Source organism: Hahella sp. NS-SX17 (genome assembly GCF_057367735.1).
Genome location: NZ_CM170632.1, coordinates 64552 through 80986 on the forward strand (window position 1 = coordinate 64552; position 16435 = coordinate 80986).

Genomic DNA, 16435 nt, shown 5'->3' on the forward strand with positions numbered 1-16435 from the left:
TCAGTCAACATGTAACCCCGGGGTAGCCCCGGAGCAACGGATCAGGCCCGGTCGAGCCGGTTCTGGATCACGCTCGCTTGAAGCGTCGTCGCTGTGCAAAGTAGAGGAGAACAAACGCCCTTGTCAACGCCGGAAGCCTGGCGCGAAAAGCCTCAACGCACCCGAGGCGAGTCCTCGTAGCCCTGATACCAGAGCTCTTCCCGGTGCAAAGGAGTTTTTTCAGGCAGGATGGGATTGGTCAGCATGTACACTTCACGGTGCGCCAGCTTGGCGTTGTTGAGCATTTCGCCATGGTAGTAGTAGAACATATCGTCAAAAGAACCGTCCGCCAGCGCCCGTAACAAACCTTCTTCAATCAGTGCTTCCAGCTCTTTGTTTTCGGGGGCGACGAAATAATAAAAGGCGGTGGGATAGCGCAATATCTTAGTCTGCTCAATGGCCAGGCCTATATCGCGATGATTCTCCAGCTCCGCCCAGATTTCCACGATAGAGCGGGGAAACAGGTCTACGCGCCGACGCGCCAGCATATCGAAGATGGTCTCATAATTGGGCGTGCCCAAGACCTTGTAGCCGTTCATCTGCAGAATTTTCGCATCCGGCCAGTCGTGGCCCTGCACCATCAGAAACTGTTTCAATTCATGCGCGGTCATGGGACGACTGAGGCGCTCCACATCGCTTTCATTGATCAAAAAGATGCGCCAGCCAATCAGGCCTTTGTAGATCGGAATGCGCACCGGCAACAATTCCTTTTCACGCTCCTCTGAAGTCATGCTCCAAACTACGTCCAGATTGGCGCCGGATCGCAACAGCTGCAGGGCGCGGCCCTGATTCATCAGTTGATCGGTAGGAACCAGCCTGTAGTCGACGCTCATTTTCTGGAACGCCAGCTCAAGCAGTTTCAACGGATACTCTGTCCGCTTATCAATATCCGCCTCTGGTCGCGGATACCGCACTACTATGGTTTCCGCAACGACCGTGAACGCCATTAACAATAACGCGGACGCCACCGCCCAACGTAATGTACGCACAAATTTCTTCCCCGTCCGGCTGACCTGCAAATCCCCTTAGTTAAGCATAGACAAAAGAAGAAGGCATCACACGCAGACGTCAGGTTCTCCAACTGGTTCGCATTCCCGACGATATAACCAGATGGCGGCCCCCAAAACGCCGGTCAGCACCAGCATGGACCCCAGCACAACCCCGTCCCAACCCATGGCGCTCCAGAACGGATGCAGATAAAAACCGCCGCTGCTGGCGCCGAGGTAATAAAACACCAGATACAGAGAAGATGCGCTGGCTTTGGCCCCGCGGGCGCTGCGATTAACCAGACTGCTGGCGGAGGAATGCGCCAGGAAAAAACCGAAGCTGTTGATCAGCAGCCCCGCAATGATCGTGGGCAGCGTTTGCGCCAAAGTCAGCAGTGTTCCGCTCATCAGAATGGCTACGCCCAGGGCGATGCACAGGGGCTGAGGGACTTTTAAGGCAATCTTGCCGGACAGGGACGATCCCACCGTGCCGGCCAGATAGGTCAGAAACAGCAGCCCCAGATACTGAGCGGACAAATTGAACGGGGCGTCTTCCAGCACGAAGATAATATAGCTGTACTGGTTGATGAAAATGAAGAAGTTCAGGCCGCCGATCAGGTAGCAGGTGAGCAATATTGGATTACGCAGGTGCCCGCTCAGGTCCGCCAGCATCTGCCGCGGCCGCAGCGGTTTACGAGTGAAGCCGCGAGAGTTGGGCAGCATCAGAGCGAATACGATCAGACACAGAGCGCTGACAATGGTCATCGCCACAAAGGCGGATCGCCAGGAAAACGCTTCACCCACAAAACCGCCTATCAGGCGTCCGCCGATGCCGCCTAGGCTGTTGCCGCCAATATACAACCCCACGGCGAACAGCAGCGCCTTGGGCGAGAACTCGTCCCCCATGTAGGCGATGGCCACCGCTGGAAGTCCGCCGAGGAAAAAGCCCTGAGCGGCGCGTAGCGCGACCAGGGCGGAATAGGATTCAATCTGCGTCAGCAACAAGGTGCACGCTGTAGCGCCGACCAGTGAAATAAGCATGATGGGCTTGCGGCCAACGGCGTCGGAAAGCGGCCCGTATATGAGCAGCGACAGACCAAGCATCAGCGTGGTGATGGTGAAGCTGCCGTTGGCTTCCAACACGGTCAGGTCAAAAGCGTCGGCGATCATCGGCAGCAGTGGCTGGGTGATGTAGACGTTGGCGAACGTCATGAAGGAGCCGATACACAGCGCCAATGTCGCCAACCAGAATTGTCTGCCGCCTGATTCGATCATGCTACTGCCCCTCAACCGCCTTTCCTGAAATGAAGCTGGATGCAGGGTCACTATAGAGCTACAGTTATCATCAATAAAATATATGCTGCTTATACAGTTGATAACGATTGCTTATGGATATTAAAACCCTGCGTTATTTTTATGAAGTCGCACGCCTCGGCAGTTTCACCCGCGCCGCCGAATCCCTCGGTGTCGCGCAACCGGCGGTCAGTATGGCGTTGCGCAAACTGGAGACGGAGCTGACGTTAACGCTGCTGCACCGTAACGACCGCCGCATATCCCTCACTGACGAGGGCGCGATTCTATATCGCCATGCGGAAAAGATACTAAGAGCCGCGGACGACGCGGCGCTGGAGATGAGCGAGTTGAAAGGCCTGACTCGCGGCGAAGTGCGCGTGGGGGTGCCCAGTATGTTGGGCTCGTTCTACTTTCCGCCCATCCTGATGGCTTTTCGCCATCGTTATCCCACACTGAATCTATCGGTGATCGAAGGCGGCACCTGGCGTTTGCAGCAAATGCTGGAGCAAGGGGAACTGGATCTGGGCGTCATCGTGGCGGAATTTGTGCCGGAGGAGTTGGAGGCCCGTCCTTTTCTAAGAGAGCAAATGCTGGTGACCGTGTCCCAGGAACACCCGTTCGCCAAACAGAAAAGCGTCACGCCGGAGCAGTTTTTCCAAGAGGAGCTGGTGATGTTCAAAGAAGGCTACTTTCACCGCAAAGTGGTCGACAGACTCGCCAAAGCCGCTGGCGTCACCCCCAACATCGGTTTCGAAACCAACCTGCTGCCACTGATCAAATCCATCATCAAACAAGGCTTCGGCATCTCCACCCTGCTGGGAATGGTAGTGGAAGAAAACGAAAGCCTCGTCACCATCCCCTTCGATCCCCCCATCTGGCTCGACCTCAGCATCGCCTGGCGCCGCAACGGCTACCTCTCCCGAGCAAACCAGGCCTTTGTGGAGTTTTTATTGGAGCATAGTGGGCGTTGAGGGTAGCTTGAGATGGAGACAGGTATGGACTGTCATAAAAGGGGCAAATTAATAACAACTGGCCCCACACAGGTTCTGATTAAGTGAGGGGCCAGCGCCGTTATTACTCTTTACGTAGCTCAACCATGGACATGATGCGCTTAGCGTCTTCGTACATTTTCTGAACTTTTAGCTCTCTATTTCCAATTTCTGTTGTCATCCAAAAACTGAAAGTTAGGTAGAAACTATTTGTCAGCGGATAAACCCAATAAAAAGTATGCCTAGGTCCAGGAATTCCTTCACCTCTAATTTGGTAATGGAGCCACTCCAAACCATTAATAGGTGACCTTTCATAGATTTCAGGTAAACGGACCAAAACCAGTGTATCAGGGGGAACGTAACCTTTGGCCCTCATTTCGTCAGGGTGCTCAAACTCATATCTTGCTTCCCAATTTGCCCCCTGCTCGCCATCAATATTGCGTTCCGTTTCGTAATAGTTCCAAAGGTCCTTTTTCAAATACGCTTCCAAGTTTTCGAGATCGCCTACATGAAACTCTGTATGGCGCTCTGCATGATTAACGTCAATATGTAAGCTCATCTTGCTCAGCAGCCCTGAGTCTCCCTGCAAAAAGCGCCCTCTGTAAGCCCACCTCTCAAACTCCATTTGCACAAATGTACGGTTATACAACTTCTTTGGCCCATACGAATCAAATAGGTCCGCATTTAAATTAACCCTCGAAGGAACAGGAGTGTCAGGCACACCAATATCAATAGGATTACTTGGCAGCTTATACAGTAATTGGTAGTCACCAATTCCGCACTCCTTTGCAATCAGCTCTGAAAAGCTCGGCCCTTTGCCTGTCAAAAGCGGCCTCATCACTTTTTTGATCATAATTAGGCCGAATTCCTATATAGGAGACACGTATGACTGAATGGAGTACTGAAATTGGTTACAGATAGAATCGCCTGATATCGCAAGAGCAATCTCTCCGGCGCTAATCAGGCATTTGCGACATGTTCGGAGTGAATCACCCTTTACACAGTTCTACCATTGACATGATTTGCTTAGCGTCTTCAAGCATTCGCTGATATCTCTGTTCATTACGACCTAATTCAGTCGTCGTCCGAAAGCTAAACGTAAGGTAATAATTATTGGTCAATGGATAGGCCCAATAATATGTAATATTGGTGCCAGCAATCCCCTCTCCATCAATGCTATAGTGTAACCACTCAACACCATTGATCCGTTCCTTAACGTAGATTTCTGGTAGCAGTACTAACACCAATCTCCTGACAGGGATGTAACCCTTAGCTCTTACCTCGTCAGGGTTATCAAAATCATATCGCTTCTGCCAGTTGCTTCCCGGCACTCCATCAATATTTTTTTCTGCTTCGTAGTAATCCCAATAGTCCTCTCTCAGATAAGTCTCCAGACTTTCGAGATCACTTCCACCAAGGGGTGAATTGGGATTTATTCGGTTAACGTCGATATGCAAGCTCATCTTGCTTAGCAGCCCAGAATCTCCCTGTAAAATAAACCCTCTGTAAGCCCACCACTCGAACTCCATTTGAACGAAAGTACGGTTATATAGATTCTTGGGGCCATACGAATCAAATAGGTCTGCGTTTAAATTAAGCCTAGATGGAACTGGGGCGTCAGGCATACCAACATCAATAGTATTCCCCGGCAGCTTGTACCGTAATTGGTAGTCACCAATTCCGCACTCCTTTACGTTCAGCTCTGAAAAGTTCGGCCCTTTACCAGTAATAAGCGGCCTCACGAATTGTTTAATCATAACAAGTCGAGTTCCTTCATGGTTAGCTTCGCCAGCCTTTCCGCCTTTTTATGATAACCATTCATCTGTAGATGACGGATAGCAGACTCTCTGCCAAGGTAAGGTAGTGTATGCGGACTAACTTCAACAGGACGGTCATCACCTATTACGAGTTTCCTGCTACGTATGCCACGAATAAATGAACCGAGAGACAGATCGTTAAAACCTAAAAGGTTGGGCACAAAATCATCTGGGTGGTCCCGTCTGATTTCGTCGATGATCATCCCTGCTTTTGTAAATGCGTTCTCTGCTCGCGTCTTGTAGTTTCCGCCAGCATGAATGGAAACGCGCTGCCCTTCCAACCTTACTCCACGCATATTCACCAGCTCTACTGCTCGGGTCATGATAATCCCACCCTGACTATGGGCCGTCCATTTACGCTTCGCGCCTTTTTGCTGACTTTCTATCAACATAATTGCCAGGAACTCCGCAAGCTTAGAGGTTGAGACCCTGTCTTGAATGCACTCAAAAATATCCTTTTTTCCACGGGTAGGGTTGTAAACGAGTGTATAGGCTTTTGCATTATCGTCCCAATATGCTGTGTCCATATGCACACCCATTAGCCATCTAGCTTTGTTTAGATCGTTTGACATTCCGTTGATTGCGACATGTTCGGTTTTTATAGACGCTACCGGCATAGGGTCTCCCCACGCACTCTCCAATTTTTGCGCATCCTCCCTAGTGGAACCTTCATGCCATCGAATACCCGATGCTCGCTTGACTTCAAACAGTCCCATTTGCTGTTTATTCACTGGTGTAAGAAGGTCTGTCGCCTCTAGCTCGACGGTCATCCGATTAATAATTATCATTTCAGGATTCACGCTATACATGAAGCTAATTCCCCCTGAACACTTCTTCTGCCTCATGAACATGGGTTCTTTCCTGAAACCCTTACTAAACCGCCCATATCCCCCCTCGCTGGCTAGCTTTAGCACCTCATTATAAACCTTTGTTTTTTCGTAAAGGTTCAAACCACGCATGAAGGTGTCAGCCTCCTTGGTGATCATCAATTTCTTACCTGTGGCCTTTTTCTTTAAATTCCATGACGGCAATGGATTTTCAAGATCAAGTAATTGGTGCTGGGCGGGGATATTGCTTTCTTGCATGGTACTTTCCTGAGCTGGCTGTAAAAGCAATAATCCTAGCAATATACACACCTTTGCCTATTGACCTCATGGCCGAGTCCAATTGGGAGATGGTGTCATCCCTAGGTTAACTCAGTAATTTTTCACTGAAACACTATCGCCCCCCACATCCGAATCCGTAAAATTTCGTTACCGCCCGCACGCGCCGGGGTGCGGTGGACTATACTGAGAGTGAAGGCGTAGGCCCGCCGGGGAGTAGTAATACGGCGCAGATCTATGACAGTCCTTGTCGTCGTCACAATCAGCAACAGTACTTGCGTTCGGTTCAAAGATGGGCGTGTTTCCGCATATTCATCTCCCTGACCCCGAGTCCCAGACGGATTCTCTGTCCTCTTTTGTCGAGGGTGAGCAAGGGGGAGGGATTAAGCGGGTACTGTTGCGTGTTACCGTGGCCTTTCTGGTCGTGGGGATGCTTCTTTTTTACTTTGAAAGCCACACCTCCCGCATCCAGGCGCGGCTGTTTTCGCGCTACGCCGGTCAGTTGAGTTACAACCTCAATGCGGGTCCGGCTGAGTCTGTGCGTTATCCCCATGAGGGCCCCTTCGACCAACGTCTGGGTTACGTCTCTCTACCGAACTACTTACAACAACTGGATCATCAGAACTGGGAGATCAAAACCCAGGCCAGTTTCTCCCCTGCGTTGATGGAATACACCTCCCACGGCCTGTTCCCGCCTTATCGGGAGAAGTCGCAGGCAGGATTGGATATTCTCGACTGCCGCGGCGACGTGATGTACCGCAACCGTTATCCACAGCGCGTTTACAAGAACTTTGAATCGGTTCCGCCGCTGGTGGCGAGCACCCTGCTGTTCATCGAAAATCGCGACCTGCTGGACACAGACCATCCCCTGATCAATCCTGCGGTGGACTGGAGCCGCTTTAGCAAAGCCGCTGTGGTGCGTATCGGCAATACCCTGGGCGGCGACTTCTCCTCAATGGGCGGCAGCACTCTGGCCACGCAGATAGAAAAGTATCGACACTCCGCCGAGGGGCTCACCTCCTCACCCCGGGATAAACTGCTGCAAATGCTGTCCGCCAGCGTGCGCGCCTATCAGACCGGTCCAGAGACCCTGACCGCCCGCAAGGAACTGGTGATGTCCTACCTTAACACCGTGCCGCTGGCCGCTGCGCCGGGCCAAGGAGAGGTGCATGGCGTCGGCGACGGTCTCTGGGTCTGGTTCGGAGCGGACTTCAACGAGTCCAACCACTTACTGAGCATGAACGGCGCCGAAGGAGAGCTATTGGAAAAACAGGCTCAGGCGCTGCGTCAGGTTCTATCGCTAATGATCGCGCACCGGCGTCCTTCCTATTATCTGATGCAGGGGCGCGCCAATCTGGAAAGTCTCACCAACAGCTACCTGCGTCTGATGGCCAACGGCGGCGAGATCAGCGCGCCGTTGCGGGACGCCGCCCTGGCGCAGCGCACCCAGTATCGCGATTTCATGGAAGCCCGAGTGGTCACGCCAGTGGACGCAGACAAAGGCGTCAATGTAACGCGATTGAGGCTGGCGAAAATGTTCAATCTATCCCTCTACGATCTGGACCGCACTGACCTGATCGCCTCCTCCACTTTGCAGGGCAGTCTGCAGCATCAGGTATCCGCCTACCTGCGCGGCCTCAGCGACCCTGAATTCGCCAAGGCCACCGGACTGGTAGGGCCGCGTTTACTGTCAGAGGGGCAGGCTAGAGAGGTGTATTACAGCTTCACCCTGCTCGAACGTTCCGCCACTGGCAACCGGGTGCGGGTGCAGACCGACAACACCGGGCAGCCCTTCGACATCAACGAAGGCAGCAAGCTGGAGCTGGGCTCCACCGCCAAGCTGAGGGTGCTGGCCAGCTATCTGGAGTTGGTCGCCACCTTGCACCTGACTTACGCCGCCGAGGACGAAGAAGTCCTGCGCCGCGCCGCCAAGGCGTCGCATGATCCCATCACCGCCTGGGCCCTGGAGTACCTGAACCAGACGGAGGACAAATCCCTGCCGCCCATGCTGCAGGCGGCGCTGGAGAGACGTTATTCCGCCAATCCGGAAGAGATATTCTTCACCGGCGGCGGCGTGCATACCTTCCGTAACTTCAGTCGCCAGGATAATCATCGCTTTCCCACTTTACGGGAGTCTCTGAGAGAGTCCATCAATCTGCCTTTCGTACGCCTGCTGCAGGATTTGGTGCGTCATGAAATCAACGCCAACCAGCAGAACAGCCGGCAATTACTGGGCGACCCTCACGATCCCCGTCGCCATGAATACCTTGCGCGCTTCGCTGATCGCGAAGGATTGATCTTCCTGCAACGGTTCTGGAACGCGTATCAGGGTAAAAGCAGCGAGGAGCAACTGGACATATTTCTGGATCGCCTGCGCCTTAATCCGGTAAGGCTGGCGGCGGTGCACCGCTATATTTTCCCCTACTCGGATCTGCGCGCCTTTGAAGCTTTTTTGACGCAGCGACTGCCTCATGACCGCCCCAGCGCCGCCCGCATGGAAGAGTTATTCGAACGCTACGCCCCTGGGGCCTTCAGCCTTCCAGATCAAGCCTATATCGCCGAAACGCACCCGCTGGAGCTGTGGTTGCTGGCCTACCTGCAAAAGCATCCACAGGCGCAGTTCGCCGATATCTCAGCCGCCAGCGGCGAGCATCGTCAGGAAGTCTACGGCTGGCTGTTCCGCACCCGCGCTAAAAACGCCCAGGACTCCCGCATCCGCACCATGCTTGAAGTGGAGGCTTTCGCCAACCTGCATCAACGCTGGCGACGCCAGGGGTATCCCTTTGACCATCTGGTTCCGTCGCTGGCGTCCGCCCTGGGCAGCTCCGGCGACCGTCCCGCCGCCCTGGCGGAGCTGATGGGCATCATCCTCAACGATGGCCTGCGCCTGCCCACCTTCCGCCTGGATCAGTTGCATTTCGCCGCGGAAACGCCTTATGAAGTGAAATTGAGACACTATCGCACCACTGCAGACCGGGTAATGGACCCCTATGTGGCGGCGGCGTTGCGAGAAGCTCTGTCGGACGTAGTGGAAGCCGGCACAGCACGGCGTCTGCAAGGCGGCTTCACGCTACCCGACGGACGCATGCTGGCGTTGGGCGGCAAGACAGGCACCGGCGACAACCGCATCTTCAATATCTCTGATAATGGCCACCGCAGCGGCGGCATGGCGCTTAACCGCACCGCCACCTTCGTGTTCTACCTGGGCGGCAACCATTTCGGAACCCTTACCGCCTACGTACCCGGCAAAGCCGCCAGCGACTTCCATTTCACTTCCGCGCTGCCGGTGCAGGTATTGCGGGGGATGGCGCCGATTCTGGAGCCCTACCTCACCCCCGGCGACGTAACGCTTTGCATCGATACTGTGAAGCCGCACCAGGAACTGGCGCAGACGGAAGTGGAGATGCTTCCGTCGTTATAGCCTCAGAGAGGTCGCTCAGCGATTGGCGCAGAAACCGAACTCCGTGCTCTCCTGCGCACCCAGCTCCCGGTTCCAGTTAACGCCGGACGCCTCCAGCGCGCTCCCCTGTTGACGCCATTCCGCGCTCCACACCGTGTACGCCTGTCCGTCTATCGGCAGGGAGACCGACCAGACCAGCGCACTGTCATTGGGGTTATAGACGCTGATATTGGCGCAATAGCCGCTGCCCCAATCATGGGTTTTGTGCAAAGTAGTCTGCGCCGGCGCATCCTGATCGCCGCCGTCGTTTCCGTCATCGCCGTCATCCCCTCCATCATCCCCTCCGTTATCGCCGCCATCATCCCCGCCATCATTCCCGTCCACCGGAGCCCACCAGTTGCCGGAAATGAACAGCATGGACAGCAGATTGATGGAGTCAGAATAGTAATCAGAGCGGCTGTCGCTGATCAGGTCCCAGCCTTTGTTAAGAAAGCTTTGATGTCCAGTGACGGACGCCGCCGCCACCATCGGCGCTGTGAACGCCATCGCGGAATAACCCACCAGCGGTTCGCCATTAAGCTTGTAACCCGCCATGACGCCGCCGGGATTCCCCCCTGTGGCGTTGCTCGCCCACTGCATCAGTTTGTTCATGGCGGCGCTGGCGCGCGCGTCGCCGAAGTGCGCCGCATCAATGGCGATGCGCAAAGGATAGCGGCAGGCGTTCCAGGAGAAGTCGTCGTCGGTGTCCGCTTCCAGGAAGTTGGGCGGCGCCGGACGGGGATTGCTGTCGATAACAAAGTCTGACATCAACCCTGTGGCGCTGGCGTGGTTCTTGGTCATCGCGTCGATGATGGCATAGGCGGTGTCCGCCGCTTCGCCCCAGAAGGCGTCGCCGGTAGCCTGCTGATAGGCGTGCATGTGGTCCGTCATCCAGTCTGACGAACGCGTGGTCCATTGATTGTCATCCCAGTCCCCCAGCATGGTGCGCTTAGAGGAACGGTGCACGTCATCGCCTTTCAGACCATTATTAATGATGCGCTTCGCCTGTTGCAGGTAATTGACGGCGCCGCCGGAGCCCCATTGATAATGCGCCAGCAACAGCGCATAAGCGATGTCCATATCGCCATCAGTGGCGGAATCGGAATCTTTGCTCGTATTTTCGCTGGCGTCGATAACCCATGACATCAAATGATTATTCAGCGTGGATCGATGCTTGTCGTACATGTTGTACATGCCGTCGAAATACTGCTTCGCCTCACTGTCGTGGCCCGCCATCAAAGCGAACAATATCATGCCGTAGCCATGGGCTTCCGATGTGGTGATCTCATTGCCATCGCCGCCAGTGCCTTTCATGTTGACGTAATAGCCGCCACCGGGCGTATTACCGTTGGAAGGCTTCACATAAGCGCCTTTCCAGTAGTCATAAAACTGGGCGACCTTCGCATTCATCTGCGCCTGGGAAACATGGTCAGGCTTGAGTTTGCCAGCGAACTCAAGCGCCTGCGGAAAAGGCCGCACCGCCTGAACCTGCTGCGCCAGGGCTTCCTGACACACCGTATTCATCTCAGCGCTGGCTGGCGCCGCCGTGGAGTCAACGCAGCTGGCGAGCGCCGTCTGGGCGCCCAGAGTCAGTCCAGAGATAAGAATCACCCGCGCCGCCAAAGGCGCGATTCGAAATGTATCAGGCGTCATGGTCCGCTTCCTTTACTCGTTTTTTTCAGGTTGTCGCCCGAGTCTAGGATGGGAATCGTTCCCAAACGATCACCCGAATGGAGTAAATACCGGCGTATTCCGACAGGGGATTTGGAGTAGGCGCTCTTGCAATAAAGAGCGCTAAAATTGCAAAGGACGCTGTTTTCCGCCCGGTTAATGCTTACGTAACTTGCGCCAGATAAATCGCAGAAGGAAGAACAGAAGGCTTAGCATCACCAGCCACGGCAGCAAGTAGGCGAAGGCGGTGATAACTTCCGAGATGGCTTCCGACAGATCTTCCGAGAATGAGGACAACGAGCGGCTGATGGGTTTCCAGAACGACTCATTGTGCTCTGCGTCAAAGGAGATGTTGAGGATATCCATGTTCACCCGCTGTAACAGGTAGGCGTTGTCGCCTGTGGCGCGCTCCAGCTCCGCCTGGGTTTGCGCCAGTTGTGAGGCGATCTTGATCAATGAATCAATGTTGTCGGCGGAGCGCTTCTCCAACTCCAGCAGACGATCGCGATAGCTGGTCAGCATTTCAACCTGCTTTTCCGCATCAACGATGGCCGCCGCCAGATCCTCCACATGAGTATTCACCTGCGTCACTTCTCCCGCCTGCGCCAGTTGCTCCAGAATCGGCTTTACGCCTGCGGGTTTGATGCGCAGGCGCAAACTGGCGCGGGCGTATTCCCGGTTCAGGTCGGCGTCGAGCAGGGTGCACTGATTTTCCCTGTCCGCCGCGCAGGCGTCCATGATTTGCTGATGCGTCGCGGCGACCTTGTCTTCCTGCAAACGCGCGCGGACGGAATGCTCATAGGCCAGATAAGGGTTAGATTCCCGCTGCGCGGATTCCGCCCGTAAAGAAGCGTCTCCTTCCGCCCGGCCGGAGTATTCGGTGGGGCTGCAGGCAGCCAGCGTCAGCATGAATACCGCCAGCATGACGCGGCGCACAATCAAATTCTGCATAGATATCACTTCCTTCTGGTACAGGGATGACGAACGAGAACAGAGACCGAACAAGGGCGAAGCGCCGATTTCAGCGCGTGCCTGATGCAGAGAAGGAAGAAGGCGCAATACCGCGGCGGCAGAATCCTCCCTGACGATCGAATCTTAACGGCCGCCGTCATCTTAAGGACTATCGAACAGGAAGTGTTAGTAAATCGTCATACAGGCGCTTAAAATTGCGCCCCCGATTTGTCCGTCACCCTGGCGGCCCGCCCCAATGTAGCGGGTGTTTTCACCGCCGCCGCATTCCTGTGCGCCGGGTTTGACGCATCGCAAGTTTTAAGCGGCAGCATTAAATTTCTTAACCAAATGGTCGAGTTTTCTATTACACTCCCGCTAACAATAACAGTTAAACAGAAGGGTTTTTTATGATACCAGTTCTCGATATTTCCCGGTTTGACTCAGACCGGCAGGCGTTTTTGGCCGATCTAGGGGCTGCATACAAAGAATGGGGCTTTGCGGGAATTACCGGACACGGCGTACCTAAAGAAACTATCTTCAACGCCCTGCGCGCCGCAGAAAAGTTCTTCGCTTTGCCGGAAGAGGTGAAGAAAAAATATTTCCTGGATAACTACGGCGCACGCGGTTATACCCCGTTCGGCACTGAAATCGCCAAAGACGCCGCCGTGGTGGATCTGAAAGAGTTCTGGCACGTAGGCCGGGAAGTGCAAGGCGAACCGCCTTACGAGCAACTGATTCCCAACGTTTGGCCGGAAGAGCTGCCGGACTTCAAGTCCGCCATGCTGGAGATGTATCAGGCTCTGGATAACCTGTCCAACCGCATGTTGTCCGCCTTTGCGTTATTCCTGGGCGAAGATGAAGACTTCTTCCGTGAGAAAATCAATTTCGGCAACAGCATCCTGCGTCCCCTGCACTATCCGCCGATCAACGATGATTCCCTGCCTAACGTGCGCGCCGCCGCCCATGAGGACATCAACCTGATCACCCTGCTGGTCGGTTCCGAGCAGGAAGGCCTGGAAGTGTTGAGCAAGAAAGGCGAGTGGACGCCGATCTCCATGATCGAAGGAACCATCATTTGTAACGTCGGCGACATGCTGCAACGCATGACCAACCACCTATTGCCTTCCACCACTCACCGGGTGGTGAATCCCAAAGGCGAAGCGTCCAGACACAGCCGCTACTCGATTCCGTTCTTCGTGCATCCCAATCCGGATGTGTGGCTGACCGCTCTGCCGCAGTGCGTCACTGAAGAGAATCCAGTGCGCGACGAGCCGATTCTGTCTCACGACTATCTGGTTGAGCGTCTGCGCCAGATCGGTCTGCTGAAGAAGTAAGTCTCAGCCGGCCACTGCGTAACGCAGCTCAGAGGGACTGATAGCGTAATCATTGGCGCTCATATCGCGCCGCGCCATCAGTCCCTCTTCGTTGAACTCCCAATGCTCATTACCATGCGTGCGCATCCACTGCTTCGCTTCCGCGTCATACCATTCATACTCAAAACGCACGGAAATGCGGTTGTCCTGATAGCACCATAACTCCTTCATCAGCTTGTAACGGGTTTCCCGCTCCCATTTACAGGCCAAAAACGCCCGTATGCGTTCCCGTCCCTGGAAAAATTCAGCGCGATTACGCCACTCCGAATCCTCCGTGTATCCCAATGCAACAATCTCTGGATTACAGGTATTCCAGGCGTCTTCCGCCATTTTAACCTTGGCGCGGGCGGACGCTTCAGTAAAAGGTGGAACTGGAATTTGCTTGCCGTTTCTTTCAATAAACATGAATCGCCTCTCTGTTTTCGTCCAAAAGTAGACTATATTGTCTACTTACACAGGAGAGAGTAGACAACCCAGTCTACCTTTGCAATCAAAAAGTAGACAAATCCGTCTACTTATTTGTTAAGTGATTGATTATGAAAGTTTCAGCACGAGAAAAAATTATCGAAAGCGCCTATCGCCTGTTTTATAAGCAAGGGCTTCGCGCCACTCAGGTGGATCAAGTGATTCAGGAATCCGAGGTGGCCAAACGCACCTTCTACAAGCACTTTCCCAGCAAACAGGATGTGATGATGGAGGCATTGCGGGAGCGTCACCAACGTTGGATGCAATGGTTCACCGGTAGAGTGGAAGCGCTCAACTCTCCAGGTAAAGAGCGGGTGCTGGGCATCTTCGACGCCTTACAGGAATGGTTCGACGACCCAGAGTTTCGCGGCTGCGCGTTTTTGAATGTGACAGCGGAAATCTATGACGCCCAAGAGCCGGAGCGGGAGCTGGCGCGGCGACATAAGCAGGTGATGGATGAACAGATCGACCAGTGGCTGAAGCAAGCAGGCGTGGAGAATGGGAACCTGGCGCGGCAAATCGGGGTGTTGATCGATGGCGCTATCATTCGCGCCCAATGCTTTGGGGACCCGGCATACGCCCAGACGGCGCAGGCTTTATGCGCGGCGATGCTGCGCGTTTAAGCGGTTAAAACTAACCGCGTCAGTTCGCCACCGGGCCGCTATTCTTGCGCTCCTTAAAGCTGGTCGCCACCGCTTGCAGCACCTCGCTCTTACTGTCGTAGCGGGACGCCAGCGTCCAGCCCAGCACCTGGTAAAAATGCGCGTCGCCCATCACTGTGGTGATTAGATAGGTCACTTTGACGCCCCCGGTAGAGCCAGTCAGCGCCACCTGGCGCGCAGGCAGGCCATTGATCTCCACAGGGCGCCACTCTCCCAGCGTATGGGGGTTTTCCAGGGATTCCTGCATCAGGGACACAATCAGCTCAGAATAGTCCGTCAACGTATAACCGTCTTCAAAATCGATGCGGGGCTCTTCGAGAATCAGAGCATAAGCGTCATCAAATAAATTACCAGCGCCCAGGGACGCTTCTTCATTCAGGTCATCCATTTTCTTCCAGCGTCCCGGCACGCTGAGGGACAAACGTCCATCAGCGCTGCGCAGCACCTTGTCCAATGCCTCCGACGCGGCGGAGACGCGCCGGTCTCCGCTGCTGGTGTGGCTTCCTCCCCGGCACTTGGTCGGGCGGTATTGGTCAGGCATGGAGCCTTCTATACAGGTCCATTCAATCTGACCGTTCCTTTCTGCAGGAGTCCAGTCAATGGTGTTATTTTCGCGCAGGCTCTTGATGTCGTAGGTCACGACCATGCGGGCGTTTTGTTGCAACTGAATACTCGCGACTTTATCGCGCAGCTCCTCAGGCAACCCTGCGTCCAGGTTCTGGTTGGGGTAGAGGCCTGTACGCTGGATAAAAGCGCTGACTTTGTCCTGGTTTTCCTTAACAAACGGCATGGAGGTCTGGACTTGAGACCGCGTCACATAGTCCTGGTAGGCGGGAATCGCTACCGCCGCCAAGATGCCGATAAAGGCCACCATTACAAATAATCCGACAACCGCCGCGGCAACCATAGCCGCGCCGCCGCCGCGAACCTGACCGTATTTTTCCTGCCATCTGTCTTCCGACGACGCAAAAAAGACGATCGCCTCAATCAACGACACCAGGCTGGGAATCCATGTAAACCAGAACAACATATAGAAAATGCCCCACCACTGACCCAGATAGAACCGGTGCACGCCCAGTCCACCCAGGAAAAGCGCCAGCAGTCCCGCCGTCACTTTGCTCTTGGCGCTGGTGGAAGCCTGTTTGGCGTGACAATGAGGACACTCCGTCAGGGAAGCGGCTATATGCGCGCCGCACTGACGACAATAAACAATCTGATCTTTCACTACCGGCGCAACAGGCGCACGATACGCGTTTTCCACCGCGGCATCAGTGGCCGCCTGGTTGGCTGCAGCGGGTTTGGGAACGCTGGGCTTTGCCGCAGGCGCGGCGCGCAGGGGAGGTTCGTTCGACGCCGGCGCCGCTGCGCTCTTGACCAGTTCACATACGCCGCCAGCTTGCTCTATCGCCGCTTTATATTTTTTAGCGGTTGCGCTATCAACGCCTTTCTTGATCACATGACGGCTCTTCACCATCATTTTTTCCACCTTGTCCACATCCGTCCTGAACAAGGCGGCCAGTTTGCTTATTACATCATCCGGGTTCATGCCCTGTTGGCACTGCCCCAATAAAACAACATCGAATTTTAATTCAGACACGACTATTCCTGTCAGCCTTACAGCCGCTAAGTGATTGATACTACGCTATT

The 16435-nt window shown here is 54.5% G+C and carries 13 protein-coding genes; 4 read left to right on the forward strand and 9 right to left on the reverse strand.

What is annotated here, in order from left to right:
• Positions 1-152: 152 nt before the first annotated feature.
• Positions 153-1028, reverse strand: a complete 876-nt coding sequence (locus AC2IBB_RS00295) for a substrate-binding periplasmic protein (RefSeq protein ID WP_486330931.1) — start codon at positions 1026-1028, stop codon at positions 153-155.
• A 66-nt stretch (positions 1029-1094) separates the two neighbouring features.
• The gene (locus AC2IBB_RS00300) at positions 1095-2300 is read right to left on the reverse strand and encodes an MFS transporter (protein WP_486330932.1); all 1206 of its coding nucleotides are present in this window, start codon (positions 2298-2300) and stop codon (positions 1095-1097) included.
• 113 nt (positions 2301-2413) lie between these two features.
• Between AC2IBB_RS00300 and AC2IBB_RS00305 the strand changes: the two genes are divergently transcribed.
• A complete protein-coding gene (locus AC2IBB_RS00305; protein WP_486330933.1) occupies positions 2414-3289 on the forward strand; it encodes a LysR family transcriptional regulator in 876 nt (291 codons plus the stop codon).
• 103 nt (positions 3290-3392) lie between these two features.
• On the opposite strand, the gene AC2IBB_RS00310 is transcribed toward AC2IBB_RS00305, so the two are convergent.
• The 3 genes from AC2IBB_RS00310 to AC2IBB_RS00320 form a co-directional block, all read right to left on the reverse strand.
• Complete coding sequence (locus AC2IBB_RS00310; protein ID WP_486330934.1) at positions 3393-4160, reverse strand: hypothetical protein; 768 nt, start codon at positions 4158-4160, stop codon at positions 3393-3395.
• Between the two features lie 136 nt (positions 4161-4296).
• Complete coding sequence (locus tag AC2IBB_RS00315) at positions 4297-5064, reverse strand: hypothetical protein (RefSeq protein ID WP_486330935.1); 768 nt, start codon at positions 5062-5064, stop codon at positions 4297-4299.
• On the reverse strand, positions 5061-6209 hold the full coding sequence (locus AC2IBB_RS00320; protein WP_486330936.1) for a hypothetical protein: 1149 nt from the start codon (positions 6207-6209) through the stop codon (positions 5061-5063). Before AC2IBB_RS00320 ends, AC2IBB_RS00315 begins: the two co-directional genes overlap by 4 nt.
• A gap of 316 nt (positions 6210-6525) precedes the next feature.
• Here AC2IBB_RS00320 and AC2IBB_RS00325 point away from each other — a divergent pair, with 316 nt between their 5' ends.
• Positions 6526-9648: a transglycosylase domain-containing protein gene (locus tag AC2IBB_RS00325; protein ID WP_486330937.1), complete on the forward strand. Its 3123-nt coding sequence runs from the start codon at positions 6526-6528 to the stop codon at positions 9646-9648.
• 15 nt (positions 9649-9663) lie between these two features.
• Here AC2IBB_RS00325 and AC2IBB_RS00330 read toward each other — a convergent pair whose 3' ends face one another.
• Positions 9664-11319, reverse strand: coding sequence for a glycosyl hydrolase family 8 (locus AC2IBB_RS00330; protein WP_486330938.1), 1656 nt, complete (start codon positions 11317-11319; stop codon positions 9664-9666).
• 174 nt (positions 11320-11493) lie between these two features.
• Complete coding sequence (locus AC2IBB_RS00335; RefSeq protein WP_486330939.1) at positions 11494-12288, reverse strand: DUF4349 domain-containing protein; 795 nt, start codon at positions 12286-12288, stop codon at positions 11494-11496.
• A 407-nt stretch (positions 12289-12695) separates the two neighbouring features.
• Here AC2IBB_RS00335 and AC2IBB_RS00340 point away from each other — a divergent pair, with 407 nt between their 5' ends.
• Positions 12696-13622, forward strand: a complete 927-nt coding sequence (locus AC2IBB_RS00340; RefSeq protein WP_486330940.1) for an isopenicillin N synthase family dioxygenase — start codon at positions 12696-12698, stop codon at positions 13620-13622.
• Positions 13623-13625: 3 nt separating this feature from the next.
• Here AC2IBB_RS00340 and AC2IBB_RS00345 read toward each other — a convergent pair whose 3' ends face one another.
• Positions 13626-14066 carry a nuclear transport factor 2 family protein gene (locus AC2IBB_RS00345; RefSeq protein ID WP_486330941.1) on the reverse strand — a complete coding sequence of 147 codons (441 nt, stop codon included), beginning with the start codon at positions 14064-14066 and terminating at the stop codon, positions 13626-13628.
• A gap of 131 nt (positions 14067-14197) precedes the next feature.
• Here AC2IBB_RS00345 and AC2IBB_RS00350 point away from each other — a divergent pair, with 131 nt between their 5' ends.
• Complete coding sequence (locus AC2IBB_RS00350; protein ID WP_486330942.1) at positions 14198-14749, forward strand: TetR/AcrR family transcriptional regulator; 552 nt, start codon at positions 14198-14200, stop codon at positions 14747-14749.
• A gap of 19 nt (positions 14750-14768) precedes the next feature.
• Here the strand turns inward: AC2IBB_RS00350 and AC2IBB_RS00355 are convergent, their stop codons facing one another.
• Positions 14769-16385 carry an NINE protein gene (locus AC2IBB_RS00355; protein WP_486330943.1) on the reverse strand — a complete coding sequence of 539 codons (1617 nt, stop codon included), beginning with the start codon at positions 16383-16385 and terminating at the stop codon, positions 14769-14771.
• Positions 16386-16435 lie beyond the last annotated feature (50 nt).

What these genes read in the sequence shown, in the direction of transcription:
- AC2IBB_RS00300 (WP_486330932.1), bottom strand. Translation starts at nt 2,300, where the DNA reads ATGATCGAATCAGGCGGCAGACAATTCTGGTTGGCGACATTGGCGCTG.
- AC2IBB_RS00305 (WP_486330933.1), top strand. Translation starts at nt 2,414, where the DNA reads ATGGATATTAAAACCCTGCGTTATTTTTATGAAGTCGCACGCCTCGGC.
- AC2IBB_RS00310 (WP_486330934.1), bottom strand. Translation starts at nt 4,160, where the DNA reads ATGATCAAAAAAGTGATGAGGCCGCTTTTGACAGGCAAAGGGCCGAGC.
- AC2IBB_RS00315 (WP_486330935.1), bottom strand. Translation starts at nt 5,064, where the DNA reads ATGATTAAACAATTCGTGAGGCCGCTTATTACTGGTAAAGGGCCGAAC.
- AC2IBB_RS00320 (WP_486330936.1), bottom strand. Translation starts at nt 6,209, where the DNA reads ATGCAAGAAAGCAATATCCCCGCCCAGCACCAATTACTTGATCTTGAA.
- AC2IBB_RS00330 (WP_486330938.1), bottom strand. Translation starts at nt 11,319, where the DNA reads ATGACGCCTGATACATTTCGAATCGCGCCTTTGGCGGCGCGGGTGATT.
- AC2IBB_RS00335 (WP_486330939.1), bottom strand. Translation starts at nt 12,288, where the DNA reads ATGCAGAATTTGATTGTGCGCCGCGTCATGCTGGCGGTATTCATGCTG.
- AC2IBB_RS00340 (WP_486330940.1), top strand. Translation starts at nt 12,696, where the DNA reads ATGATACCAGTTCTCGATATTTCCCGGTTTGACTCAGACCGGCAGGCG.
- AC2IBB_RS00345 (WP_486330941.1), bottom strand. Translation starts at nt 14,066, where the DNA reads ATGTTTATTGAAAGAAACGGCAAGCAAATTCCAGTTCCACCTTTTACT.
- AC2IBB_RS00350 (WP_486330942.1), top strand. Translation starts at nt 14,198, where the DNA reads ATGAAAGTTTCAGCACGAGAAAAAATTATCGAAAGCGCCTATCGCCTG.